At 50.0% G+C, this 26,665-nt stretch carries 17 protein-coding genes and 5 pseudogenes; 9 read left to right on the top strand and 13 right to left on the bottom strand.

The features are described 5' to 3' along the window. Positions 1 to 339 precede the first annotated feature (339 nt). Positions 340 to 792 (bottom strand): GNAT family N-acetyltransferase, encoded by a 453-nt coding sequence (locus ACKI5T_RS00265; RefSeq protein WP_202693490.1) that lies wholly within the window; start codon positions 790 to 792, stop codon positions 340 to 342. Between the two features lie 489 nt (positions 793 to 1,281). Here ACKI5T_RS00265 and ACKI5T_RS00270 point away from each other — a divergent pair, with 489 nt between their 5' ends. Next, positions 1,282 to 1,440, top strand: coding sequence for a YnfU family zinc-binding protein (locus ACKI5T_RS00270; protein WP_273542843.1), 159 nt, complete (start codon positions 1,282 to 1,284; stop codon positions 1,438 to 1,440). A gap of 155 nt (positions 1,441 to 1,595) precedes the next feature. After that, positions 1,596 to 10,178 carry a GH36-type glycosyl hydrolase domain-containing protein gene (locus ACKI5T_RS00275; protein ID WP_407434761.1) on the top strand — a complete coding sequence of 2,861 codons (8,583 nt, stop codon included), beginning with the start codon at positions 1,596 to 1,598 and terminating at the stop codon, positions 10,176 to 10,178. Between the two features lie 18 nt (positions 10,179 to 10,196). Here ACKI5T_RS00275 and ACKI5T_RS00280 read toward each other — a convergent pair whose 3' ends face one another. After that, positions 10,197 to 10,430, bottom strand: a complete 234-nt coding sequence (locus tag ACKI5T_RS00280; protein WP_202693666.1) for a hypothetical protein — start codon at positions 10,428 to 10,430, stop codon at positions 10,197 to 10,199. 297 nt (positions 10,431 to 10,727) lie between these two features. Between ACKI5T_RS00280 and ACKI5T_RS00285 the strand changes: the two genes are divergently transcribed. The 3 genes from ACKI5T_RS00285 (at position 10,728) to ACKI5T_RS00295 (ending at position 12,517) form a co-directional block, all read left to right on the top strand. Further along, positions 10,728 to 11,000 carry a hypothetical protein gene (locus tag ACKI5T_RS00285; protein WP_202713028.1) on the top strand — a complete coding sequence of 91 codons (273 nt, stop codon included), beginning with the start codon at positions 10,728 to 10,730 and terminating at the stop codon, positions 10,998 to 11,000. Positions 11,001 to 11,638: 638 nt separating this feature from the next. Beyond that, complete coding sequence (locus ACKI5T_RS00290) at positions 11,639 to 11,794, top strand: stress-induced protein (RefSeq protein ID WP_202693487.1); 156 nt, start codon at positions 11,639 to 11,641, stop codon at positions 11,792 to 11,794. Between the two features lie 246 nt (positions 11,795 to 12,040). Further along, the gene (locus tag ACKI5T_RS00295) at positions 12,041 to 12,517 is read left to right on the top strand and encodes a ferritin-like domain-containing protein (protein WP_202693486.1); all 477 of its coding nucleotides are present in this window, start codon (positions 12,041 to 12,043) and stop codon (positions 12,515 to 12,517) included. A gap of 197 nt (positions 12,518 to 12,714) precedes the next feature. Here ACKI5T_RS00295 and ACKI5T_RS00300 read toward each other — a convergent pair whose 3' ends face one another. Then, positions 12,715 to 12,888 carry a GnsA/GnsB family addiction module toxin gene (locus tag ACKI5T_RS00300; RefSeq protein ID WP_202693665.1) on the bottom strand — a complete coding sequence of 58 codons (174 nt, stop codon included), beginning with the start codon at positions 12,886 to 12,888 and terminating at the stop codon, positions 12,715 to 12,717. 178 nt (positions 12,889 to 13,066) lie between these two features. Here ACKI5T_RS00300 and ACKI5T_RS00305 point away from each other — a divergent pair. Continuing rightward, a pseudogene (locus ACKI5T_RS00305) lies at positions 13,067 to 14,199 on the top strand (IS3 family transposase). A gap of 670 nt (positions 14,200 to 14,869) precedes the next feature. On the opposite strand, the pseudogene ACKI5T_RS00310 reads toward ACKI5T_RS00305, so the two are convergent. From ACKI5T_RS00310 to ACKI5T_RS00330, 5 genes and pseudogenes are all read right to left on the bottom strand, one after another. After that, positions 14,870 to 15,307, bottom strand: a pseudogene (locus ACKI5T_RS00310) (DNA polymerase V subunit UmuC); the annotation flags it as partial. Beyond that, entirely contained in the window at positions 15,291 to 15,725 is a 435-nt protein-coding gene (umuD, locus tag ACKI5T_RS00315) for a translesion error-prone DNA polymerase V autoproteolytic subunit (protein WP_012017298.1), read from the bottom strand. The gene umuD and the pseudogene ACKI5T_RS00310, both read right to left, overlap by 17 nt. A gap of 558 nt (positions 15,726 to 16,283) precedes the next feature. After that, the gene (locus tag ACKI5T_RS00320) at positions 16,284 to 16,961 is read right to left on the bottom strand and encodes a hypothetical protein (RefSeq protein WP_407434764.1); all 678 of its coding nucleotides are present in this window, start codon (positions 16,959 to 16,961) and stop codon (positions 16,284 to 16,286) included. Between the two features lie 264 nt (positions 16,962 to 17,225). Beyond that, positions 17,226 to 17,457, bottom strand: a pseudogene (locus ACKI5T_RS00325) (ogr/Delta-like zinc finger family protein). Positions 17,458 to 17,533: 76 nt separating this feature from the next. Beyond that, positions 17,534 to 18,270 (bottom strand): annotated as a pseudogene (locus tag ACKI5T_RS00330) (contractile injection system protein, VgrG/Pvc8 family); the annotation flags it as partial. Between ACKI5T_RS00330 and ACKI5T_RS00335 the strand changes: the two are divergent. Continuing rightward, positions 18,263 to 18,721 (top strand): annotated as a pseudogene (locus tag ACKI5T_RS00335) (MFS transporter); the annotation flags it as partial. The pseudogenes ACKI5T_RS00330 and ACKI5T_RS00335 overlap by 8 nt on opposite strands. A gap of 336 nt (positions 18,722 to 19,057) precedes the next feature. Here the strand turns inward: ACKI5T_RS00335 and ACKI5T_RS00340 are convergent. Both ACKI5T_RS00340 and ACKI5T_RS00345 read right to left on the bottom strand, forming a co-directional pair. Then, the gene (locus ACKI5T_RS00340) at positions 19,058 to 19,450 is read right to left on the bottom strand and encodes a VOC family protein (RefSeq protein WP_407434766.1); all 393 of its coding nucleotides are present in this window, start codon (positions 19,448 to 19,450) and stop codon (positions 19,058 to 19,060) included. Positions 19,451 to 19,568: 118 nt separating this feature from the next. Next, positions 19,569 to 20,495, bottom strand: a complete 927-nt coding sequence (locus ACKI5T_RS00345; protein WP_407434768.1) for an alpha/beta fold hydrolase — start codon at positions 20,493 to 20,495, stop codon at positions 19,569 to 19,571. 92 nt (positions 20,496 to 20,587) lie between these two features. Here ACKI5T_RS00345 and ACKI5T_RS00350 point away from each other — a divergent pair, with 92 nt between their 5' ends. Further along, positions 20,588 to 21,163: a CGNR zinc finger domain-containing protein gene (locus ACKI5T_RS00350; protein WP_407434770.1), complete on the top strand. Its 576-nt coding sequence runs from the start codon at positions 20,588 to 20,590 to the stop codon at positions 21,161 to 21,163. 30 nt (positions 21,164 to 21,193) lie between these two features. Here ACKI5T_RS00350 and ACKI5T_RS00355 read toward each other — a convergent pair whose 3' ends face one another. After that, a complete protein-coding gene (locus ACKI5T_RS00355) occupies positions 21,194 to 21,328 on the bottom strand; it encodes a hypothetical protein (RefSeq protein WP_407434772.1) in 135 nt (44 codons plus the stop codon). Between the two features lie 161 nt (positions 21,329 to 21,489). On the opposite strand from ACKI5T_RS00355, the gene ACKI5T_RS00360 reads away from it, so the two are divergent. Further along, on the top strand, positions 21,490 to 21,969 hold the full coding sequence (locus ACKI5T_RS00360; protein WP_012017285.1) for an Rrf2 family transcriptional regulator: 480 nt from the start codon (positions 21,490 to 21,492) through the stop codon (positions 21,967 to 21,969). Between the two features lie 67 nt (positions 21,970 to 22,036). On the opposite strand, the gene oqxB is transcribed toward ACKI5T_RS00360, so the two are convergent. Continuing rightward, entirely contained in the window at positions 22,037 to 25,189 is a 3,153-nt protein-coding gene (gene oqxB, locus ACKI5T_RS00365) for a multidrug efflux RND transporter permease subunit OqxB (protein ID WP_407434774.1), read from the bottom strand. Between the two features lie 23 nt (positions 25,190 to 25,212). Further along, positions 25,213 to 26,388 (bottom strand): efflux RND transporter periplasmic adaptor subunit, encoded by a 1,176-nt coding sequence (locus ACKI5T_RS00370; RefSeq protein ID WP_407434776.1) that lies wholly within the window; start codon positions 26,386 to 26,388, stop codon positions 25,213 to 25,215. Between the last annotated feature and the right edge of the window lie 277 nt (positions 26,389 to 26,665).

Raw genomic sequence — 26,665 nt, forward strand, 5'->3', positions numbered from 1 at the left:
TACCGTGTAAGCAGTAAACTGAGTAAGTTTGTTTTTTTAAACTTTGTCGAATAAATCGAACTTTTGTTCAGTGGCAGGATCAGATCAAGCATCCCCTTGACAATGCAGGCAATCCGGTGGATAAAAAGGAGTTTAGGATCACCAACTGGCGTGCTTACAATAAGCCCTTTAACGACGCTTCTTACGTTAACGATTTCTTCCCCCTAGAGGTTGAAGTACTATGGCAGACATCCCCACTTATCATGTGCTCGCCCTTTTAGGTGGAGGCTATCGAGGCCGTTGCATCGACCCATTGAACTCACAGCCAGGAGCGGACGTCAAACTCGTTTAATACAACAATTAGCGCAATGCTTTTGATAAACAGACAGCCTCTGTCCTACCTATGTATGGGCCAAAATTCTCAATACGGACATACCCATTTAGTTCGTAAAAATTGACAGCCCTAATATTGATATGTCGTGTTTCCAGCCTAAGTTCGTTATATCCCATCTCTATTGCCGATGTTTCCAGATAAGCGAGTAACGTTTTGCCAATGCCTGGCACGCTTCGGTCTGAAAACATCCTTTTTAGCTCAGCTATATTTTGCGTTAATGGCCTTACAGCACCACATCCTATCACTTCGCCATGAGTATTCTTTGCCAATACCCACAATGCTTTGTCATCATTCATTGCATCAACGTTGAAGTTGCTTTTGCCGTTATCACCCGTAATAGCGGCAAGCTCCGCTGACAGCATTTCGATTAAGCGATGGGAATCTGAAGAAAATGGATCTGATTTCTCTATTGTGATCATGGCTATACCCTATAAAGAGATTTTGACCAGAATAAAGTCTCCTGCCTTGAAAAGCATCACTTCTCAACAGGTGATGGAACACCGGTGATTCCTGCTATTCTGAGGATGCGATGTCCGTTCCTCGCTCAAAGCTGTCTGTCATGCCTGCTTATAAAACAGGCTTAACGTAGGATATTTCCCGTTTTTTCCAAGCGGGCCCCTTTTGCAGAAACGCCCATACGCTCCTCCTATGCTCAAACTATAGGGCAGAATCGTCTACCGGGGTGTGGTCAGTCCATCATGTACCTCTGGTAGAGCTTCATTCTCATTTTGTTATGCTGAACAAAGACAATATACCACTACAACTATCGATGCCTTAGTCATGGAAAGTATGTGACTGAAAAATACAAATTGGGCATGAGGCTGTCTGAATGCGTTAAAAAAACAAAATAGATTAAAATATAATCAAACGTGATAGGGTAGGGCACATTCATTGAAAGGTTAATCATCATGTCTATCATCGATTACGCAATGAAGCTCATCAGTGGTGCAGCCACAGTCACCTGTCCCATTTGCGGGTCTAAATCGACTCAGCCAGTCTCAAAAATTCGTCTGAAACAGGCCATACTTTGCCCGGGATGTAAAGCCCTGTTTATACCAACAAGATAGCGCCTTCCAGAGAATCATGCACAAAACGATGTTCTATACTCAGATATAAACTAGCAGCTGTTAAATCCCTGATGCCTTACACCCATCCTGAGAGAACCCTTCTGAACTGATTTCGCAACTGCTCCTGCGCGTTAATGTCGCATCAGAGCAACGCTATGAAAATAAATCCCAGGGCGTGGCTTCGCCGCCCCCGTCCCCTGACGCAAGCTCCCGGCTGGGCTCCGTTTCCGGTTAACGACCCGGTTGGTGAAATTCCTCTGCGACCAGAGCTGTTTTCAATGCCTCAGATGGAGCGTTATGGTCAAAAACTGGCTCGTACCCACAAAATTTCTCCAGATAAACTGCCTTACTACCTCCTTAAGCGGCTGGGTGACAATGAGGCCGCGATTACGCAAAACTGTTATGAACTCAATGCACGTAAAAAAACAACCATTATGCCCGCCGGGGAGTGGCTGCTGGACAATTACTACCTTATTGAGGAGCAGATCCGTATCGTCCGCCAGCACTTGCCGAAAAGTTTTGGCAAAGGGTTGCCTTCACTCTCCTCCCCACACCGTTGTCCGCGAATTTATGATATTGCCGCAGAGGCCATTGCGCATGGCGATGGGCGGTGGGATATCGCCAGCCTGACCAGCTATATCACGGCTTATCAGACCGTCACGCCGCTTACGTTAGGCGAAGTCTGGGCTTTGCCGGGCATGCTCCGCCTGTCTTTAATCGAAAACCTGCGTCGTGTCAGTGCCGAAGTCGTACAAGCCCAGCAAGAACGAAGCCTGGCAGATACGTGGATCACACGAATTTTCGAATGCGCAGAGAATGATCCGGCTGATTTAATCATGGTGATCGCTGACATGGCGCGTTCACGCCCTCCGTTGAGCAGCGCATTTGTCGCTGAACTGGTACGCCGTCACCAGGGCCATGGCAATGCACTGGCCCTGCCTCTGACCTGGGTCGAACAGCGCCTGGCCGAACAGGGCGTCACAACAGAGATCCTCATTCATCGCTTCAATCAACAGCTCGCTGCCAGTCAACTCTCTGTCAGCAACAGCATCGCCGGTTTACGCTTACTAAGTGAAACCAACTGGGCTGATTTTGCTGAAACCATTAGCGTAGTGGAACAGACGTTACGTCTTGATCCCGCAGGCATATACTCCCGCATGCACTTTGATACCCGGGACCATTATCGTCATGTTGTTGAGATCCTGGCCAGACAGAGCCACTTCACTGAGCCTGAGGTGGCAAACCATGTCCTGGCACTTTCCCGGGAAACCACTCCTGGGACGGCAGCCCATCATATTGGTCATTATCTGGCAGGCGAAGGACGTCAGCAGTTGGAAATTCAGCTGTTGGCTGAAACGTCCAGACTCATATGTGTGCGGCACAGTTTCAACAAAATTCCCCTTCTGTCATGGCTAGGCAGCCTGAGCCTGTTGACCACGGCAACGACAGCAGGGATATTGCACGAAACATCGCATCAGGGAATGGGCTGGTTGTTGTTACTGTTGGCATTACCCCTTATTGTTGCTGTCAGCCAGTTAATGAGCGATATGCTAAGTGAGGTTACGACCCGTTTCCGTACCCCTCTGCCGCTGCCACGAATGGATTTTTCGGCAGGTATCCCCGCTGATTGCGCGACTATGGTCGCTATTCCCTGTTTACTGACCAGTCACGAAAGCATCTGCAAACTTCTCACCAGTCTGGAAGTTTGCTGGCTTGGTAATCAGGACGAAAATCTCTGTTTTGCGCTTCTTACCGATTTCGCTGATTCGCCCAGTGAAAGTACCGAAGAAAACCAGGCTCTGTTAAGTCAGGCGATCACAGAGACACAGAACCTTAACCGGCGATATCCTGGCAGCCGTCCAAACTTTTATTTGCTGCACAGAAAGCCGGAATGGAACCCTCTGCAGGGCGTCTGGATGGGTTATGAGCGCAAAAGAGGAAAACTGGCGTTACTGAACGACTGGTTACGCCATCCTGTAGCACAGTTTACCAGTGTTGAGGGCATGCCAGCAGACCAGTTACCCGTGCACATTAAATATGTCATTACGCTGGACAGTGATACGGTTCTGCCGCGAGATACAGCGCATAAGCTGATCGCCACGATGGCTCACCCCATGAATAAGCCAGAATATGATCCTTTAAAGCTGAGGGTAGTAAGAGGATATGGAATTCTACAGCCAGGACTGGCGGAGGAGATTCCACGCAACGGACAGGGGCGCTATGCCGCCTTGAGCAGCAGCATACCAGGTAATAACCCCTATTCGATGATGTCTTCAGATATCTATCAGGATCTCTTTTGGGAAGGATCCTTTGTCGGCAAGGGTATTTACGATGTTGATATTTTTGTTCAGGCCACCGCCAACATCTGCCCTGAAAATCTGGTCCTCAGCCATGACTTACTCGAAGGTTGTTATGCCCGCTCCGGGCTGTTAAGCGAAGTCTTACTCTATGAGCAGTATCCGAATAATTATCTGTCGGATGTTGCTCGTCGCACGCGCTGGATACGTGGAGACTGGCAACTCCTGAACTGGCTGAGACCTCATGTCAGAAAAGCGGATGGAACCACCGCTAAAAATTCGTTATCTCTGCTGTCATGCTGGAAGTTATTCGATAATCTGCGTCGCAGCCTCGTAGCGCCTTCTTTACTTGTGCTCCTGTTTTGCGCTTTGATTTGGGTTCCCAATCCCTTTTACTGGCTCGGAGTGGTAACACTGGTTTGGCTGTTGCCTGCAGTCTTGAGTATCACCCATGATCTCTTACGTAAACCTCCTCGCCGACCCCTGCGTCAGCATCTGTCGCTGGTCGTCGCTGGTGCGCTGAAGCGACTTTCCCGCATCGCGCTCAATTTTACCATACTGCCACATGAGGCCGGATACACTCTGTATGCGATTGGCGTAACGCTCTGGCGGCTGGCCATCAGTCGACGAAACCTCAGCCAATGGGCCAGTCACAATCCCGTAAGTGACCAGGTAAAGGTATCTGCTGTCCGTTTTTATCGGGCAATGTGGCTGAATGTGGTAAGTGGTATAGCATTAACGGGGCTTACCTTTCATTTTGTACCGCAGCTCCTGGTAATCGCATTACCTGTCAGCATTCTTTGGTGTCTGGCGCCTCTGCTGATGAGTTGGCTGAGCCGTCAGCCTGTGCGCAAAGTGTTTTCACCCAATAAAGAACAGAAAGAACTGCTGCGTCAGACAAGCCGCGAAATCTGGGCCTTTTTTGAGACGTTTGCCACGGCGAAAGAAAACTGGCTTCCTCCTGACAATTACCAGGAAATCCCCGAGCCTACGATCGCGCATCGCACTTCTCCCACAAATATTGGGCTTTCCCTGCTTGCAAACCTGACGGCCTGGGATTTTGGCTATCTGCCTGGTGGCGAAGTATTGCAGCGCATCACCCAAACACTCGACTCGCTGGATAAAATGGAACATTTCCGGGGGCATTTGTATAACTGGTATGACACTCGCACGCTTGCCCCACTCAGCCCTCGCTATGTTTCAAGCGTCGACAGCGGCAATATGGCTGGTCATTTACTGACACTACGTCAGGGGCTGTCCGCCATGCGTAAGCAGCCCGTATTGAACGGTGAACAGATACTGGCCGGGCTGAACGATACATTGTCTATCCTGGAAAGACACTGGGGTCAGAACGCACCTACCAGCCTGCGGCTGTTGCGTAAACAGTGTCTCAGTGCGATGTCGTTACCTCCGACACACATTTTTAATGCTCTAAAAAAAATGAGGACACAAAGCAACCATCTGAAGATGCTATACAATCAGGAGAATAGTCTTGTTGTGCGCTGGACCGAGCATCTCGAGCATCAGCTGGTTCAGCTTTGTCAAGAATGGACGCATCTGCTTGGCTGGTTAACTCCACTGTATAAGGATCAGACGTTACCGTCACTGAACTGGCTTGCAACAGCGACCTATTCCGGTGAAGGGACACCTACGGCATCCGTGATAACGCAAGCCCGTCTGCGCCTGGATATTATTACCGAACTTGAACAGCGCCTGGACGAGCACGCGCGAATGGATTTCGCATTTCTGTACAGTGAAGCGACCAGCCTGCTCAGTGTCGGTTACAACTGTGACACAAATACACCAGACAAAAGCCACTACGACCTCCTCCCATCCGAAATTCGCCTGACAAGCTTTCTTGCCATCGCAACAAATCAGTTGCCGCTTAAAAGCTGGTACACCCTGGGGCGACTATTCACCACGATTGAAAATGAAACCGCGCTGATGTCATGGAGTGGTTCAATGTTTGAATACCTGATGCCAAATCTGGTAATGCCTGCCTGGCCCGGTAGCCTGCTTGATGAAATGAGTCAGTCGGCCGTAATGCGCCAGATAAGTTGGGGAAAAGAGCGCGGCGTGCCATGGGGAGTTTCAGAGTCTGGTTACCATGCTTTTGATGTTCAGCATAACTATCAGTATCAGGCATTTGGCGTCCCCGGTCTCGGTCTTCGCCGTGGGCTGGCCGACGATATGGTCGTCGCTCCCTACGCCACAATTCTGGCACTGATGGTCTCGCCACAAAAAGCCTGTGAGAACCTGTTCAGACTGGAAAAAACCGGTGCTCACGGTGAGTACGGTTTTTATGAAGCACTGGACTATACGTCCTCTCGCCTGGCGACCGGTCAGCTTTATGCCGTAGTACAGTCCTGGATGGCGCATCATCAGGGAATGGCATTTCAGGCGCTGGCGCATGTGTTGCTTGATGCCCCTATGGCAGAGCGTTTCATGTCCAGCACAGCTTTCCAGTCGGCGAGCCTGCTGTTGCAGGAACGCGTCCCTGATGCCGTCGATCTTTACAGCCCGCGACGTCACTTCGAGTCTCATGAAGGGAGAGTCAAACCGGTTCGCTACGAGCCGCGCATTTTCACCGCAGCGGATAGCCCGGTCCCCGAGGTTCAGCTGCTATCCAACAGCCATTACCATCTGATGATGACTGCGGGCGGCGGGGGGTATAGTCGCTGGAATAATATTGCCCTCACGCGCTGGCGCAGCGATACCACCCGCGATAACTGGGGGGCATTCTGCTATATTCGCGATCCGCAAACAGGTGAGATATGGAGCAATACCTGGCTTCCCACAGGTGACGATACGGGTGACAGCGACGAAGTGATATTTACCGATGCGGGTGCTGAATTCCGACGAACCTTCGGGTCACTCAGCGTCAGAACGCAGGTCGTAGTCTCCCCCGAGGATGATATTGAACTACGGCGGATCACACTTGTGCATCGAGGCCGTCTGCCGCGAACCCTGGAACTGACGACATATGCCGAAGTCGTGCTCGCGCCTTACGCCAGCGATCTGTCTCATCCTGCCTTCAGTAATTTGTTTATCCAGACGGAACTTGACCCCGATCGCGACGCCATTCTCTGCCATCGTCGTCCGCGCTCGGAGCATGAGAAAAGCCCTTGCCTATTCCACATGATGGTAGTGCATGGCGATAAGCCCAAGAGCGTTTCGTTTGAGACCGACAGAGCTAAATTTCTGGGGCGTGGCCGGAGCCCTGCTGATGCAATGGCGAACAGAGAAAACGGACCGCTTAGCAACACGTCGGGGTCTGTGCTAGACCCCATACTGGCGATACGCCATGCTGTCACGCTGCAACCCGGACAGCCGATAACCATTGATATCGTTTATGGTATCAGTGAAAGCCGTCAGCAAAGCCAGACACTGCTGGAAAAATATCGTGATCATCCCATCGCTGACCGTGTTTTTGAACTGGCCTGGTCTCACAGCCTGGTGATGTTACGTCAGATGAATGCCAGTGAAGATGATGCCACCTTGTTTAACCGTCTCGCCAGCGCGGTGCTTTATCCCAGTCAGGAATGGCGCGTAGATGGCCAGGTGATTAGCCGCAACCGGCGTGGTCAGTCCGGTTTGTGGGGCTGGGCTGTTTCAGGCGATCTACCGATTGTGCTGCTCAGCATCGCCAGTGAGGAAAGTATAGCCTCCGTTACCACCCTTATTCAGGCGCATCGCTACTGGAGACTAAAAGGGCTGGAAGTGGATCTTGTCATTCTGAATAACAGCCCCGGAGGCTACCAGCAGGTCTTGCAGGCGCAGATGATGGATTTAATTAACGCGGGTTCGGGTGCCAGCCTGCTGGATAAATCCGGCGGGATTTTTGTCCGTAATGGCGAACATCTGTCCGCGGATGATAAGCAGCTTTTGATGAGTGTGGCTTATCTGTATCTTGATGACCGCGCGGGTGGCATTAATGAACAGCTCAGCCTGCGAATGAATACGTCAAAAACACCGGCCAGGGCATTTATCTCGTACACCATGACCGGACGCAATCAACATACTGACTGGACACCTGATACCAGTCAGTTGCGCCATTTCAACGGCTACGGTGGATTTTCTCAGGATGGCCGGGAGTATCAAATTGTCCTGAAGGAAAACGCGCCAACTCCGGCGCCCTGGTCCAACGTGCTGGCAAATCGCTGTATTGGCAGCGTGATCTCTGAAGCGGGCCAGGCCTATAGCTGGTATGAGAATGCCCATGAATATCGCTTAACGCCCTGGGAAAACGATCCGGTGAGCGACTGTAGTGGTGAAGCCTTTTATTTGCGTGATGAAGAGAGCGGCGCGTTCTGGTCCCCTACTGCATTACCGGTACGCGGGAAGGGGGATTATCTGGCCCGTCATGGTTTCGGCTACAGCGTGTTTGCGCATCGTGAGAGTGGTATAGACACTGAGCTGACGGTGTTGGTCGCCGAAAAAGATCCGGTGAAAATTGCCATCCTGACGCTCAGTAACAACTCGGGCCGCACGCGTAAACTATCCGTCACGGGTTATGTGGAGTGGACGCTCGGGGAATCACGAACCCGCACCGCCCCTCACATTGTGACGCATTCTGTCAGCGTACCGGGTGGTTGCGGCGTGATGGCAAACAACTTTTACGGCGCAAACGGTGGCGGGCGAACTGCCTTTTTTGCCGTCAGTGGCATTCACTGCTCGCTGACCGGTGATCGCCGAGAGTTTATTGGACGTAATTGTTCCCTGCAAAACCCTATAGCCATGAAACAGCACAGCCTTACGGGGAAAACAGGTGCTGGTCTCGATCCATGCGGGGCGCTACAGTCGGTGGTCACATTAATTGATGGTGACCAGAGAACGTTTATTTTTGTTCTGGGGGCGGAAGAAAATCAGGCCCAGGCTCAGGCGACGCTTGCCCGTTATCTGAATGAAGATGCCGCGCATCAGGAGCTGAACAAGGTGCACGATTACTGGCATAGCGTGCTTGATAAAATAGTGGTCACTACCCCTGATACCACGGTTGATTTACTGGTTAATGGCTGGATGTTGTACCAGACAATGGCCTGTCGGCTTATGGCGCGCAGCGGTTACTACCAGTCTGGCGGCGCATTTGGTTTTCGCGATCAGCTACAGGATTCGCTGTCGCTGAGTCATGCTGCACCGGAACGGCTGCGCGAACAGATTGTGCTATGCGCCTCACGGCAATTTATTGAGGGGGATGTACAGCACTGGTGGCATCCTCCTCACGGTAACGGCGTTCGCACTCGCTGTTCGGATGATTATCTCTGGCTCCCGCTCGCCGTATGCCACTATGTCGATACGACCGGTGACACCGCGGTGCTGGAGCAGTGTATTCCTTATCTGGAAGGCCGTCTCCTCCAGCCTGGTGAAGAATCTGTCTATGATACGCCCGTCATCAGCAACACCGAAGAGACGTTGTGGCTGCACTGCGTAAAAGCGGTTCAACATGGGTTGCGGTTCGGACAGCATGGCCTGCCCCTTATGGGGGCGGGTGACTGGAATGATGGTATGAACCAGGTCGGCATTGAAGGCAGAGGCGAAAGCGTCTGGCTGGGGTTCTTCCTGTACGATATTTTACAGCGATTCGCTACGCTCGCAGAACAGCGGCAGGACGCCTGTGTCGCGCTGATGTGTCGTTCTCAGGCGCTGCACCTGCAAAAAAATCTTGAGACCTCCGCCTGGGATGGCGAATGGTATCGGCGGGGATATTTTGATGATGGCACCCCTCTGGGGTCGAAAGCCTCGCAGGACTGCCGGATTGATGCCATTGCGCAAAGCTGGTCTGTGCTGTCCGGGGCTGCCAGCCCGGACCACAGCAGACGGGCCATGCAGGCGCTGGATAAGTATCTCGTGGATAGCGATGCGGGGCTCATCAAACTGCTGTCCCCTCCATTTGATAATCACGGGCCAAACCCGGGTTACATTCAGGGCTATCTACCTGGCGTGCGAGAAAATGGCGGGCAGTATACGCATGGTGCCATCTGGGCAGTGATGGCGTTTGCCAGAATGGGCAATAAAGCGCGAGCCTGGCAACTGTGGTCAATGATAAATCCCATAAACCACACACTGAATGCTGGCGAAGTGGCAAAATATAAAGCGGAGCCGTATGTCATGAGTGCGGATGTTTACAGCGTGGAGCCACATACCGGGCGTGCAGGGTGGAGCTGGTATACCGGTTCAGCAGGCTGGGCATACCGTCTGCTAACCGAGGAACTTCTGGGAATAAAACAATACGGTACGGTCCTTACCCTACATGCCCAGTTTCCCGATGAATGGTCATCTTTTGGCATAACCTATCAACATGGCTACAGCCGGTATTACATAACCGTTTCGCGTGGCGGCATGGAGTACCAGGTCTTAATGGATGGCGTCATTTTATCGGACGACAGAATTCCTCTGCTTGATGACGGGCAAAACCATACAGTTGATATCATTCAGAATTGAAAAAGCTAAAAATGCGCATTAACGTCTTCCGTTAATGCGCTGATTATCTCTGAGAACGTCAATAGCCGTCTGCATCGCGATTTTATCATCCCTTCGTTTTTGCTTTTCTTGCATCACCTGAAGGTACTCAAGCAGCGTACGGGTGTTAATTGGCCTGCCCTGTTTACCCACTTCCAGTACTGCGTCACCAAGGATGATTTTCACTGGAGGCAGCTGTGCCGGATACCAGTCAAGGGTGTCTTCTGATTTCATCATAAAATTCTCACTGAAGGATATTTTATCACGTATTCCCATTTTTCTTTCCGGGATTGGATTCATCGTGCATAAACAAGCACATGGACATAATCAAAGTATTACTAAATTAAGGCGTATAATGAATAGTAGAACATTTATGCCTTACACTAACTGACTAAGTAATTTCAAAGTCAGATTCGTGCATACGACGACCCTACAGTACGAGCCAAAAGTCGGCGCATGGGGGGCCGCACCGAAAAAGAAACAGAGCAATGATAATATACTGATTCCTCTTATGTGATAAAGGTAATACTCATGAAAACCAACAAAACTTTTTTTATTGAAGGCAAGATCATAGAAAATAGGCTATTAGGAGAGCCAAATAAACTTTTTTGTATCCACAGAGTTATGTTTCTTAATGGGAAATATGCGTTAGTTCGCGCAGTATCCGGGATATGCTTTAACCCCGGAGATATAATTCAGCGAAACGATGGTGAATGGTTTTATAAGCAGATAAAAACACCTCTGCTCTCTTTTGAATATGTCGAAGAAAATGAATCACGTAGACAGTTAATAGAGTGCTATTAGTGTAATTGGGATTTTTCTGATTATGTTTCATTGTATATATCGTCAGATAAAATACTCACATTTAGGTTTGAAGATTAAGGTTGATCTGGAAATCAGCTTTTGTAATCGATAAATCCTGTAAAAACACATAAAGGACACTCGGCGCATGACATCCAGGTATGGAAGAGTCAATTGACGAATTCGTTATGAGCAACGGTGGTAGTCGCGATGGTTTTCATCATTAAGACCATACTTTTTTCACCGTAATACCGCTCCGCTGCAGGGGGTTGGCAACGGTATCGAATGAGGAGATCTGCACGCTTTCATTCCTTCTACTTACATTCGTCGGGATTTTCTGAGACAGGCTTAGATTATAATGTTCTTATTAAAAATAATGCGATTATTCAAGCGAAACGACAATCCGCCAAAAAATAAAATTCGCGTGATGATTTAAATGCCTTTTTTAAAAAATAGACTTTCCGATATGACGAAATGACGGTTTCGCTTTCATAGCGCCCATTTATTATTTAAATATAAACATCAATACTAGTTGTTTAATCTTATTAGTGTGCTAGTTTTAAAATGTACCAAGCAGGCCTCACAGTGTTTATTTCATCGACACCGTTAGGCTCCGGAAAAAATATTTGGAGAAAAATACCATGTCAAAATTTCGTGAAAATTCGATCCGACTTTTAGAAACTCGTGAAAAGTCATCCGAAGCAGGTAGAAAAGACGGGCAACGCGGCGGAGAAAAAGACAAAAATGAGCGTGAGAGCGGAACGAAAAATACAGGCAAAGGCAGTTCCAAAAAATAAATAATTTCTTACCCTAGCCCTTACTATTCTCAACTGAAATCTTTAGATAAAAAATATTTATGACCACAAAAGTTTTTACAGTCTAAAATTTCATAGTGACGATGCATAACTTAATGGATCTTCGTTTTTATCCCTTAACAACGTTGATTTTTAAGCACCAAATGGATTTCCTTGCATCGTTACGTTTTTCTTTTCTTAAAATAATGGCAGCGAAAAACTGCCTCACAAATTATTATCGGAGCGATAATGAATATTTCAACACTTGAAGATCTCTTCTCTCATGATCTGTCCGATGTCTATAGTGCAGAAAAGCAAATTCTTCGGGCCTTACCTAAAATGTCACGAGCGGCTTCGGACCCACAATTAATTTCTGCTTTTGAACAACACCTTGAAGAAACGCGTGGACAAATTGAGCGCCTCGATCGACTGACAGAAACGACAGACTTTGTTTCTATCACCGGCATGACATGCCACGCGCTTGAGGGTCTGGCTGAAGAAGCACAGGAAATTATGGATTCTGTTGATTCTGGGCCTGTCAGGGATGCGGGGCTTATCGGTGCAGCGAAGAAAGTGGAGCACTATGAGATAGCCGCTTATGGAACACTGCATGCTCTCGCCTTAAAGCTTGGGTTAAACGAGGCCGCAGAATTGCTTGCGGAGACCCTTCAGGAAGAAAAAGACACGGATAAAAAGTTAACCGCGATTGCAGGTTTGCAAGCCTGAATTCTCCTTGAGATTCACAGCGTAATATTATGAATCTCTTTAAAGGCCAAACATTTTAGATGTTTAAGACTTCTTAGCAGAGTTTTTACTTAAACCTGTTTATCGTTTAACATGTTTGAGTTTCTGTCCCTGTACATTATGTTGTGATTATGGAATCTATAAAAGGCCGCTAGCGCGACCTGATGATAATGGAATGCCTAGAGAAGGTTTATTTTAATCCGATAACCTTCAAGACCGGCCATCGTTTCCTTAGGGATAAATTCAATTGAGGAAAGTTCTTTTCCTGTCTTTTTTCGTAACTCCGCAGTTTTTTTCACAATGAGCGCTGCAATTTCCTCTTCAGCTTTTCTTACAAGTTCATCATTATCCATCATTTTACTCCTTTAGAACATTTGGCTTTCTTGCAAAGAAAGGTGAATAATTATCGAATATGATAACTCCCTATAAATTATAGACTATCGCTTTGAATACCGCTTGGGAGCGAACTGAATCGCCACGGGTTTAACAGACACCTCAGAGTCATTTAAGATGGCTTAAAGAGAGGTGCCCATGAGCGGTAAGCGTTATCCCGAAAAGTTTAAAATTGAAGCAGTCAAAACAGGTTGTTGATCGTGGTTATTCTGTTTCCAGCGTTGCAACACGTCTCGATATCACCACCCATAGCCTTTACGCCTGGATAAAGAAGTACGGTCCGGATTCCTCCACTCATAAAGAACAGTCAGATGTTCAGGCCGAGATCCGCCGTCTCCAGAAAGAGCTGAAGCGGGTTACCGACGAACGGGACATATTAAAAAAAGCCGCGGCGTACTTCGCAAAGCTGTCCGGCTGAGGTACGCCTTTATCCGTGACAACACCTGTTGCTGGCCTGTTCGCCTGCTCTGTCGGGTGATGGATGTTCATCCCAGTGGTTTTTACGCCTGGCTTCCGCAGCCGCATTCACAACGCCATCAGGCAGACCTGAGACTGACAGGACAGAGTTCTGGCTGGAATCGGGATGCGTCTATGGTATCCATCTGGATCTGCGGGACAGCGGGCAACAGTGCGGAGTCAACAGAGTCTGGCGACTGATGAAACGTGTCGGGATAAAGGCTCAGGTCGGATACCGGAGCCCGCGGGCACGTAAAGGCGAGGCAAGTATCGTGTCGCCCAACAGGCTCCAGCGACAGTTCAATCCGGATGCTCCGGATGAGCGTTGGGTAACCGACATAACCTATATCAGGACCCACGAAGGCTGGCTGTATCTTGCCGTGGTTGTTGATCTGTTCTCACGCAAAATTATCGGCTGGTCCATGCAATCCCGGATGACAAAGGACATTGTCCTGAACGCACTGCTGATGGCTGTATGGCGGCGTAATCCCCAAAAACAGGTGCTGGTTCATTCGGATCAGGGCAGTCAGTACACAAGCCATGAGTGGCAGTCGTTCCTGAAATCACACGGCCAGGAGGGCAGCATGAGCCGTCGCGGTAACTGCCACGATAATGCGGTTGCAGAAAGCTTTTTCCAGTTGTTGAAACGCGAACGGATAAAGAAAAAGATCTACGGAACGCGGGAAGAAGCCCGCAGCGATATTTTTGATTACATCGAAATGTTTTATAACAGTAAACGTCGGCATGGTTCTAGCGATCAGATGTCACCGACAGAATATGAAAACCAGTATTATCAACGGCTCGGAAGTGTCTAGATTATCCGCGGCGATTCAATGTTCATCTTTGAATTTTTTGAAATTGGTAAGCTTAATAGATTTAACGCGCACTCTAATCCCCTCAAAATACTGCCAAATAATGGCTTGATGCTCCTCTTAGAAACATTACCTCGCTGACCCACCTGTGTCCACATGCAGTATCGATGTCGCTTTAACTCCTGCGAGTACTGAATAGGTCAAAATATGAGAACTATTCTTGAACAACTTAAAGTCTGCTTCTGGAAAAAAGATGCCCGAGGTAGATGTTCCATCTGCTATGAGCCGTGAGCGAGGAACGGACATCTTTGTCTATAACAGGCAGCATGCTTTAACGATATATAGCATTTTGACTACATAATCTAACCAGTCGGGAAGATATACCGTGCGAAAAATTGTATTCGAAAAGTTTTGTATTCTTACAACTTTTAGCGTTAGGATGTGAGGAGTTGCCCGCCTTTGGGTTGCTACTTACCAAAAATACCAAAGCGGGGTGCTACCCCCGCTTTTTTTGTATCTGACTCTTTTCCTTCAACCGAAGCGGCAACCGCTAATCATTTGCTCTTCATTGATAAGACTCACAGCGATGCTGCAGCACAACATAAGCTGATAGCACATGAGGAAAGCTTACTTTCAGTAGACCTCAAATGAAAATATATTGATCACTGTATAACGCCAGCGTCTTGGTTGGCGCAATACCGACCCCGACTCTTAGTCCGGTGATTTTATACACCCTATCCCGCATCTGATGTCCGAACGTCTCAAGCGGCATACATCCAGCAATACCCGTCAGATTAACAAACGCCTCATCGATGGAATAAATGTCAATCGCGGGGGCCATCTCTTCCAGCGTCGTCATCACGCGCTCACTCAGATCGGCATAAAGCGCATAATTAGAACTAAAAACAGCCACTTGCTGACGGTGAAGATCATCTTTGATCTTAAAGTATGGCGCACCCATTTTGATGCCCAATCTTTTGGCCTCTTCTGACCGAGAGATTATGCAGCCATCGTTGTTCGAGACCACGACCACCGGCTTGCCCAGAAGGTCCGGGCGGAATACCGTTTCGCAGCTGGTGTAGAAGCTGTTGACATCAACTAGCGCGAACATATTTGTGCGATTTCAACGTGTGAGTCACTACGCCGAAGATTTGCAGCTCTTCTTCGGCGTCAAAAATGATGGGAGAAAAGCGCGGATTACGCGGCACAAGCTGCAAAATGGGGCGAACGCGTAGCTCTTTCACCGTAAATTCCCCGGCGACGGCGGCCACAACAATGTCGCCGTGTTCAGGCGTTAAAGCGCGATCCACCACCAGCAAGTCACCGTCAGTAATCCCTGCCCCGATCATTGACTCCCCGCTGACCCGGATAAAGTACGTGGCGCTGGGGTGCTTAATCACCAGTTTATTGAGATCGATGCGATCTTCTACGTAGTCCTGAGCCGGACTGGGAAAGCCACACGACGCGCGCTCCAGGAAGAGAGGTAACTCAATGAGGGTGTTGAGGTCGCACGAAAAAAGATGACTCATAATTGCTTACCTGCAGATAACTGTATATAAATACAGTATTATGAGTTTTAGGTAGGGATCAAGGCACTTTTGGGACGATCACCCAAACACGTTGAAGTTTGTGGGAATTTAGTTTGCAGGGTGAGCGCAAACACGCGCCCGGATGGCGTATCTCTGTTGCTTAACAATGAATCCCCGCCGTTTTGGTAGGCGCGCTTTTGTAAGGTTCGCACCTTGCTGATAGCAGACCTACCGCCTTTATTGTGACGGCAAAATGCGACATAGACTTTTCTGGTGCAAGAGGTTAAATCAACGGCGCGGGTCCGTTTATTCGAATAGGTTTGATGAAAATAAGCCGACAAAAAGGCCCCATAAGGGGTTTTGTGAAACGCTTCAACACAATGAAATAAAAGGATTTATTTCAGGTCGTGTCCACATGTTGACCACATTGATTGATTAAGCCCCGATTGTTCGGGGCTACAAACTCAAGTGGACACAAATATAAAAAAACCAAATTGATAAATACACCTATATCTAAGATGTCACCGTTAAAAATAAAACATGTGATTGGATATTAAGTTATTCTGAGGCCGGATTCAGTTCATGCTCAAGTGGACAGTTTAATTTGAAAATGCCTTCACCTTCTTTTTCGTCAACTCCAGTTAACCATAGATTACACTCACGTTTGTCAGATTTTATTCTGGTACTTTCCCCTATATTTAAGAAGATAGTATCTGAATTGACGTAAATAACAGCACGATTATTATAAACCGAATTAATGCCAAGCATTACTTTACCTGGTATCAACTCAGCAGCAATTCCAAGTTTGAGTTTAATTTCTTTTGTTTCTGGTACATAAGATTCAAGCTCGACTTTCAAATTTTTAATTTTTGCCGAGCATTGCGCTTGTTCTTTAGTAAAATGCTCCGTCATTTCAGTAATTTTTTTCTCAGCTTCTTTCAACTTCACATCACAAGCTCCTATACGACCTGCGTACTCGTCTACTCTAGTTTTTGCGTCATCAAATACACGCCTTTCTGTCGCAGATAATGTCAATGCGTTAGCTGACTGTCTCAAGGCCGAGATTAAATTAGGAGCATCAAGTTGGCTAGAGTTTTTGTATTCCTCAATGATTTCTTTTTGATGTTCTACTTGAGCAGAATTTATTGCATGCCCTAAGGCATACGCACCACCAATAATAGTCAAAGCTATTGGAACTAATACAATAAGTGTGGTGCCACTGATTTTTATCTCCATCTGATATCAATTACCTTTGCAAGTTAATAAAAAATCATTTCAGCCCAGTCAGATTATTAAAACACTCATAGACAAAATAAACACATCTACTCAACGTCTGACATAAACGCATAGCAATATTTTTTTCTTGTGCTCAGATTAACGCCAATGGTGTAGTAAAATCAATCCCTTATGAACTCATTACTGCAACACAATTATGTACATCTTAGAAAATTACTTTTTAAAAAACATATGAAAAAGCCTGCATATGCAGGCTTTTTTTGTTCAGACCCAAGTGGTATGTTGCTGACCAGATATTGTAGAGTGCGGCGGTGCTGGCACGACCTCACCCGCCGAAATGATAAAACGGGAAAGGGTTTCGGTCGTGACAAAGGTGCAACTGCAGTTGATGTTAGTGCACTGATGATAACGCTCTTTTGTTATGTCTGAAAAATAGCGACTCGTGCGGGCATGAGCGGCATGAGCGGCATGAGCGGCATTTAGGACAGTGAAACATAATGAGCACCTTTGAACGTTTCCGATGCAGGCATTTTAGTCAATTTAACCTTATAAAACAAACACATAAATAAATATCAACTTTCTGTGTCTTCGCTTTCGTACTCCACATCCGAAACCTTAACCTCAAGCTCTAAGCCCGTCGTGTAGCCGTTCCCGTTGAGACTGTGCACCACCCGGCTGATTATCCACGCCTGCTCGTCTATCACGCGCTTAAAGCCTTTCACCGCAACCGGCGTTTCAGGAAATAAATCAGCACGGCCATACGCCAGCGAGATTGAAAACTCCGCCACTCCGCGCTGTATTTTGTCCCACTTTGCCTGAGCGGCACGCATCGCCTGCGCCTTTGTGGCGTAGATGGTCGTGAGCTCCAGCACGTTGTCAGCCTCACCGACCATATACTCACCCTCGCGCGCTTCCTGCTCCTTTTTGGCTTTGGTCTTTGCCGTGGTTTTAGCCGCTTTCGGATGCTGTAGCGCGCGCAGGTGCTGCACCTTTGGCTTGCGTTTCAGCTTCACCTTTTGCTTTTGCGGTTTCGGGTCTTTGGTGTGCAACCATTTCGCCGTGACACCGGTGTACGCCTCCCGGTCAGCAATGGCGAACTGATGCCGGTCACCATCACCCCGCTCGATGGTCATTTGCGGGATGGGTTTGCCGCTGGCCGTCATCGCGCTACCCGCTTTCAGGAATAATAATTTCCCGGCTTTCACCGAGACAGACGCCCGTTACGCTCCGCCAGCCTGGACAAAAACGCCGTGTCAGATTCCTGCGTCTGGTCGATATGCGGGATCGCAATGGCTTTCAGGGTACCCGCGGCAACCATTTCAGTCCTGCTGCTTATTTCAGGACTCGCCGGCCTACTGGGAAATATCATTGCCGGTAAGCTTATTGATCGACATATCAAAATACTGGTGATGACGTCACTGCTGCTCAGCGCAGCCGCGCTGGGAATGCTGGGCGTGAAGAGCGGGTCATCTCTTCCGATTTGGTTCACCGGTGCGCTGCTTGCCATCTGGGGAGCAGGAATGGCCATCGTATTCGTTGGCTTACAAACCTGGTTGCTGCGTAGTGCGGGAAATGTGGCGCAGCCCGCTTCAGCCGTCTACGTCGCCATTTTCAATGCCGCGATCGGGACGGGCGCGCTTGTCGGCGGCCTGGTGTCGACAGAAGTCGGTCTTCAGACAATGGCGTTACTGGCGGCGGTCGTCATGGTCTGCAGTTTGGCGCTGATTTGGATGCTGAAAAGCCCGGCGAGACTGAGGTAATGCAGAAGCGGCGCAGCCCATTTTAAATATCGGATAGTGCTGTGTCCGCTACTCACTGTGGAGGGACAACCCTACTCAACTCGCTCACCTTGCAGGAGATTTGAGTAGGAACATGGCTCTGGACTGCAAGCAGAGCGACAGTATTGCAGCAGAGGATCGGTAGCCCTGTTCAGGGCGAGTAACTAAAGGGATAAGGGAAGTTGTTGCCACCTTGATAGAACCCGGCAATCTGCACAGTAAAGCCGCTTTTTTCCAATCCTCTGTTGTTGCCAACACCTATCTTCTCGCGACCCGTCTTACATTGAAAAGCGCCTGATGGAGAATGTCTGTATTCATCTAACCAGGATAATAAAATTCAATTCTTATCCCACTCGGTTCATAGCACATCATATGCATTGACGGCCCTTCTCTGATAAGGGTTGGTTCAAATTCGATTTCAAGCTGATTCGCCTTCAATACATCAAGAAGCTGATACAGCGCTTCTTTACTTTTAACCCGTAAAGCTAAGTGATGGAGCCCGATATTCATTTTACGATCAAATTTTACGGGCTCTTCTGTTTGCGTTTTCCAGAGCGTTATCGTAAGTGCGTCGTCTTTCACAAAGATGGCTGGATAATCTTCGCGCCGTTTAACTTCTTCCCAGCCTAATAACTGAGTAAAGAACTTAGCGCTTTCTTCAAGATTCGAGACGGCTAAACCAATATGTTGCACACCGGCAGTCACTGACATAGTGAGTGTTCTCCTCCAGGGAATTGCTTTAGCCAACGTTTCATCGCTAGTGATATACGCGCTGGCTGGAGTTCATTTTTATATTCAGCGCAGAAGGCCACTGTGTCCGCGCGGGGAGTTAATCTGACGGACGGATATGACGGTCCAGAAAGTTGAGAACGTCAAGACCAATCTCTTTTGCATGCGTTTCGAGTGCGAAGTGGCCAGTATCGTAGAAGTTAATGACGGCATCAGGAATATCGCGTTTCCAGGCTTCAGCACCCGCAGCCATGAAAAAAGGATCATGTTTTCCCCAGACTGCTAACAACGGGGGCTGATTCTCACGAAAATAGTGCTGGAATTGGGGGTACATCATGACATTTGAGGCATAGTCCAGTAACAGGTCGAGTTGGATTTCTGCATTGCCAGGGCGTAAAACCTGCATCCCTTCTAGCGAATAGCCATCAGGTGAAACAAGGCTCTGATCGGTAACCCCTTCCAGATACTGCCATTTTATGGAAGCCGGCGTTGGAAATTCACTCAGTGCACTCCGGTTCTCTGGCGAGGGATCGCGCCAGTACGTCTGAATAGGTGCCCAGGCTTTTCCCAGTCCCTCTTCATAGGCGTTGCCATTTTGGGAAATGATGGCGGTCACACGCTGCGGATGTGCTAACGCCAGTCGCCACCCGACAGGCGCGCCGTAGTCATGAACCATCAACGCATAGGTATCGAGATTAAGTTCTTCAGTGAACTGATCAATTGTCTCGGCAAGCTGGTCAAAGGTATAAGCATATTCGCCTCTCTCTGGTGCTTCGGTATAACCAAAGCCCGGCAAATCTGGCGCAATCAAATGATAACGATCGGCCAGTTGGGCAATCAGGTCGCGAAACATAAATGAGGAACCCGCAAAGCCATGAAGCATCAGAAGCGTAGGGGATTTAGGGTCACCTGCTTCACGGTAGAAAACCTTAACATCACCTGCCTGTTTGTATCGGTAATGAATCTTTATCGCGTGTAAGCCGGATGCGTTATCTGCAGCAGGAAGCCCGATTGTGGAAGATGCCATGATAAACCCCTTGTAACCTTTAAAGTGTGAATTTGAAGGTTACAGGTAAATTTGGTAACCTGTCAAAATGATTTTATAAGTTACGGACGAATATGGATTTCAAACAGCTTTCTTCCCCTCCTCTCTTTCTGGCCGATAACCTCGCTCTGGATTTCATCAACAGCGAATATGGGACAGGTGACGATCGACATGATTGCTTTGAGGACGATCTCAGCGTCATTGACTGGCTGATAACGGCTGGCCTGGTATCCAAGGGGACGGAGGCACCGGCTGGATTATTAACAGAAGCTCGCGAGCTACGTGATGCCTCCAGGGCTGTGGTGCACGCCGCGATGAACTCTGTTGCGGTTGATTTGGATGTCGTTAACCGGATTCTTGAGAAAGGGCATCCTCTGACGAAACTGCAATGGGATGAAGATACGCGGCGTTATCACGTCGATTCTCATGCTGTCAGCCATAGCCCCGAAAGCCTTCTCTGGCCCATTGCTGATGCACTGATGAAACTGGTCACAGGCGATAAATTTGAATTCGTGCGCCAGTGTGAAGCGCATAATTGTATTTTACTTTTCCACGACTTGAGTAAATCGCATCGCCGCCGCTGGTGCAGTATGGCGACGTGTGGGAATCGCATGAAAGTGGCGGCCTTCAGAAACAGGAAGAATGCATAGCGATTATGACTTCGACGGAAAGGAGCGGGTTTAATAAGGGGGTCTGCGGCGAGACACATCGCCATCGTCAGAGGATGCAACGCGGCCGGTCACCATCGGTACCAGCGTCAGCAACGGTCCCACCAGAAAGCCGACGCCAAAAGGGATTGCGCGTGGCCTGTTCATCCCTGTTCACATTCAGCGCGCGCCGGAAACTCTTTTTTACGTCACAGGTTTAGCCTGCATTGCTTCAAAAAAATTACCGTATTTGTTATCATGTTGCTCACTGTTTATTCACCTCTGCGGTGCCAAAAAGAACAAAATTCACCGCAACCCAGGACACTATAATGTTAGATTACCGCTTCCCGACAGCTTTGCAGATGGTTCTCAGCGTAGCGATGGCGGAGCAATCGGGTGAACGTTCAACGAGTACGATTCTGGCCTACGGGCTGGAAGCCAATCCGAGCTTTATCCGCAAATTAATGGTTCCGCTCACGCGTGACGGTATTATCGTCTCAACGCTTGGCCGCAACGGTTCCATTCATCTTGGCCGCCCGGCTGATAAGATCACCCTGCGCGATATCTATATTTCCGTAACGGAAGATAAAAAGCTGTGGGCGTCGCGTCCAGACGTGCCGGCTCGCTGCGTGGTCAGTGCCAACGCGTGCTGGTACTTCAAATCTATCGCCGATGAAGCGGAGCAAGCTTCGTTAGAGGTTTTAGCTCGTCATACCGTGGCAAGCGCGCTGGAAGAAGTTAAAAAAGCCGACACCAGCGGCTGCGATCCGGTACCTGAAATTTGTACCCAGGTTAAAAAAGCGCACTAATCATTTCTTAATTGCGAAAAAAAACCGCCTTCAACGTGAAGGCGGTTTTTTTGTTATCTGCAATCCCCTACGCAGGCAAAACGTCCCTTTCAGCCTTGCCCCGCGTCACGAATTTACGCAGTGTCACATAGAATACTGGCGTCAGGAACAGACCAAACAACGTAACGCCTAGCATACCGGAAAACACGGTGATACCGGTGACGCCGCGCACTTCGGCACCCGCGCCGTGGCCGAGGATTAGCGGGATTGTCCCGGCAATAAAGGCGATGGAGGTCATCACAATCGGGCGTAAACGCAGGCGGCACGCTTCGAGTGCGGCTTCCATGATCCCTTTCCCCTGGATTTCCAGCTCGCGGGCAAACTCGACGATAAGAATCGCGTTTTTACAGGCCAGCCCCATCAGAACGACCAGCCCCACCTGCACGAACACGTTGTTATCACCGCCGGTCAGCCAGACGCCAAACAGCGCGGACAGCATCGTCATTGGGACGATAAGTATTACCGCCAGCGGCAGCGTCCAGCTTTCATACAGCGCAGCCAGCACCAGGAATGCCAGCAGTACGGCGACCGGGAAGACAATCAGTGCCGTATTCCCCTGCGTGGCCTGCTGGAAGCTCAGATCCGTCCATTCAATATTCATCCCATTTGGCAGGATCTCCTTAGACATGCCTTCCAGCTGCGTCATCGCCTGCGCGGAGGAGAGCACGCGCGGATCGGCATCGCCAATCAGATCCGCCGCCGGATAACCATTGTAGCGAATCACCGGATCCGGCCCGTAGGTGGTGCTGATATTCACCATGCTGCCGATCGGGACCATCTCGCCCTGATTATTACGGGTGCGTAAATTAGCGATGTCTTCCACGCTGTCGCGGAACTGTCCGTCGGCCTGCGCCATGACGCGCCAGGTCCGCCCGAACTGGTTAAAGTCATTGACGTAAGACGATCCCAGATAGGTTTGCAGCGTACCGAAAAGGTCGGTCAGCGACACGCCCTGCGCTTTCGCCTTATCGCGATCGACCTGCACGTCCAGCTGCGGCACGTTAGCCTGGTAAGTCGAGATCGGGAAATGCATCCCCGGGGTCTGCATAATCGAACCGGACATCGTATTCACCGCGTTTTGCAGCGCACCATAGCCAAGACCGGCGCGATCCTGGATGTACAGCGAATAGCCAGAACCCTGACCCAGCCCTAATATCGGCGGCGGTAAAATGGAGAACCCAAAGCCTTGCTGGATTTGTGCGATTTTCGCGTTGATCTCCGCGTTAATTTCCGCAGCAGTGTGTTTTCGCTGGTCGAACGGCTTCAGACCAAAAAAGACCGTCCCAGTATTCGGTGTGTTGGTGAACTGCAGCGCATTCAGCCCCGGAAACGCGACCGCATAATCCACGCCCTCGGTATTCATCCCGATTTCGCTCATTTTGCGAATCACCGCATCGGTGCGTGCCAGCGAGGAGCCTTCCGGCATTTTTACGCCACCAATTAAATACAGCTTATCCTGCGTAGGAATAAATCCGCCGGGTACGGCTTTAAACATGGCGCCTGCGGCACAGAGCAGCAGCAAATAAACCGCAAATACCGCGCCACGGCGTCCGAGCGTTTTACCCACCAGCCCCTGATAACCGTTCGAGCTGCGGTGGAAAAAGCGGTTAAATGGCCGGAAAATCCAGCCGAACAGACGATCGATAAGCCGGGTTGGAAAATCTTTCGGCGCACCGTGCGGTTTTAACAGCAGAGCAGCCAGCGCCGGAGAGAGCGTCAGCGAGTTTATGGCGGAGATCACCGTTGAAATCGCAATCGTTACCGCAAACTGTTTGTAGAACTGGCCGGTCACCCCGGAGAGGAATGCCATGGGGACGAACACCGCACACAGCACCAGCGCGATAGCGATAATCGGACCGGACACTTCGCGCATCGCCTGATGCGCCGCCGCAAGCGGAGCAAGCCCCTCTTCGATATTTCGCTCTACGTTTTCCACCACCACGATGGCATCATCCACCACGATGCCGATAGCCAATACCAGCCCGAATAAGCTCAGGGTATTAAGCGAAAAACCGAGCAGGTAGAGAATGCCAAACGTGCCCACGATCGATACCGGCACCGCGATCAGCGGAATAATTGACGCGCGCCAGGTTTGCAGGAACAGAATCACGACCAGTACAACCAGCGCTACCGCTTCCAGCAGCGTTTGTACAACCGCGCGAATGGAATCGCGCACAAAAACCGTAGGATCGTAAGGAGCCGCCCATTTCATATCTTCCGGGAAACGCGTGGACAGTTCGTCCATCTTGGCGCGCACCGCGTTAGACAAATCGATAGCGTTCGCCCCCGGCGACTGGAAGATACCAATCCCGACCGCGTCTTTATTGTTCAGCTGAGAGCGCAGCGCATAGCTGCCAGACCCCATTTCTATCCGCGCCACGTCGCGCAGGCGCACCAGCGAACCGTCTTGCGCCGTTTTCAGAATAATGTTGCCAAACTCTTCTTCCGTGTGCAGACGCCCCTGGGCGTTAATGGAGATCAGGAAGTCGCTCTCTTTCGGCAGCGGCTCGGCGCCAAGCTGCCCGGCGGAAACCTGAACGTTTTGCTCCTGCATCGCCGTGACCACGTCCGATGCGGTTAATCCGCGTGCCGCCACCTTATTGGGGTCGAGCCAGATGCGCATCGCATATTCGCCCGAGCCAAAAATCTGAATTTGGCCCACGCCGGGCAAGCGCGCCAGCTCATCCTTCACTTTCAAGGTGGCGTAGTTACGCATATACAGTGAATCGTATTTACCGCCGGGCGAGAACAGATGCACTACCAGCGTCAGCGTCGGCGACTGTTTCTGAGTGGTAATCCCTAAACGCCGCACATCTTCCGGCAGACGCGCTTCGGCCTGTGATACGCGGTTTTGCACCTGAACCTGCGCCTGATCCGGATCGGTACCCGGGCGGAAAGTGACGGTGGTCACCAGCACGCCATCGGAACCTGCAACGGATTTCATATACATCATGTTTTCAACGCCGTTGATCGCCTCTTCCAGCGGCGTTGCAACGGTTTCTGCGATCACTTTCGGGTTGGCACCCGGATACTCCGCGCGCACCTGCACGCTTGGCGGCACGACGTCAGGATATTCGCTCACCGGCAACAGCGGGATGGCGATTAATCCGGTGATAAAAATCAGAATCGACAGCACCGCGGCGAAAATGGGCCTGTCGATAAAAAAGCGGGAAAAGTCCATGTGTTGGATTCTCAGATAAGGGATCAGTTGAGCGCAGTGCTGGCGGTCATGGCAACGGTTTTCGCGTTAACCGGCATACCCGGCATAAACACTTTTTGTAAACCATCGACGATCACTTTATCGCCAGGGTTCAGCCCTCGCTGCACGATGCGTAAACCGGCTGCCAGACGCCCCGGCGTAATATCACGACGCTGCGCTTTACCTTCTTTATCAACGATATAAACATATTTTCGATCCTGGTCGGTCAGCACCGCTTTGTCGTCGATAAGCGTGGCGTTGAACTCCGCGCTGCCCGGCAGACGCACGCGGGCAAAAAGTCCCGGCGTGAACTGACGCTGTGCGTTATCCAGCAAGGCGCGCATGCGGATTGTGCCGGTACTCGGCGTGAGCTGATTATCAAGGAAATCCACTTTGCCCTGATGGGGATAGCCATCCTCGCCGGTCAGGCCAATCTCAACCGGTAGCGCCGTGTGGTTGCTGGACGCCCCCTGCCCGCTGCGGGCGAGATTTTGATAGTGGAGATAGGTCGACTCATCCACGTCAAAGTAGACGTAAACCGTCTTCTGCGAGACCAGCGTGGTGAGCACGCTAGCGCTGTCGCCTGTGGTGACCAGATTCCCGCTGGTGATCAATGCGCGGCTGGCGCGACCGTCGATAGGCGCGATCACTTTCGTGAAGTCCAGGTTGAGTTGCGCTGCGTCAACTGCCGCCTGCGCGGCGCGAATATCCGCCTGCGCCTGCGTTGCGGCCGAACGGCGCTGCTCCCACTCTTCCCGTGAGACCAGGTGGGTATTGATCAGCTTATCGGTACGGTTAGCCTCACTTTGCGCCAGGCTGGCCTGCGTTTTGGCGCGTGCTAGCGTTGCCTGCGCCTGCTCCAGCGCGGCGCGATAGGTTCGGTCATCAATCGTGAACAGCACCTCGCCCTTTTTCACTTCCTGACCGTCGGTGTAATTCACTTTGTCAATGTAGCCGGAGACGCGAGGACGTAGCTGAACGCTTTCCACCGCTTCAATCCGCCCGTTAAAGCTATCCCACTGGCTAATAGATTTCACCACCACGTCAGCGGCACTGACGGCGGGCGCAGGTGGCGCGGCGTTTTGCGCGACGCTGTTATCGCATCCGACGAGCAGCACGGAGAGCAATATCGCGCCCAGTGCATTCAGATGAAAGTTACCCCAGGTTTTTTGCAGGCTCATTATTTTTATTCCGGTAATTGTCGCCGCCGGGCAAGACGCAGCAGGAGACGCCGCGCTACTTCCTTTGTCCGGGCCGGCTTAAGGCCATTTGTGTCGTTCATCGCCACAAAACTGTAACAGTTGCGAATACACTATTCGCGGCGATTGTAGGAAGGCGCTTAATTAAGTGCAAGAATAATTGTTGCACTTTATGTGCTATTTGCGTCGATGCTAAATGACCCGTTTCAGTCAAAGATTTAAATGCAACAATAAAACTTGCAATTAATACAAAAACGCG

Origin of the sequence: Lelliottia sp. (assembly GCF_045627565.1) — a bacterium.
Lineage (GTDB): Bacteria > Pseudomonadota > Gammaproteobacteria > Enterobacterales > Enterobacteriaceae > Enterobacter.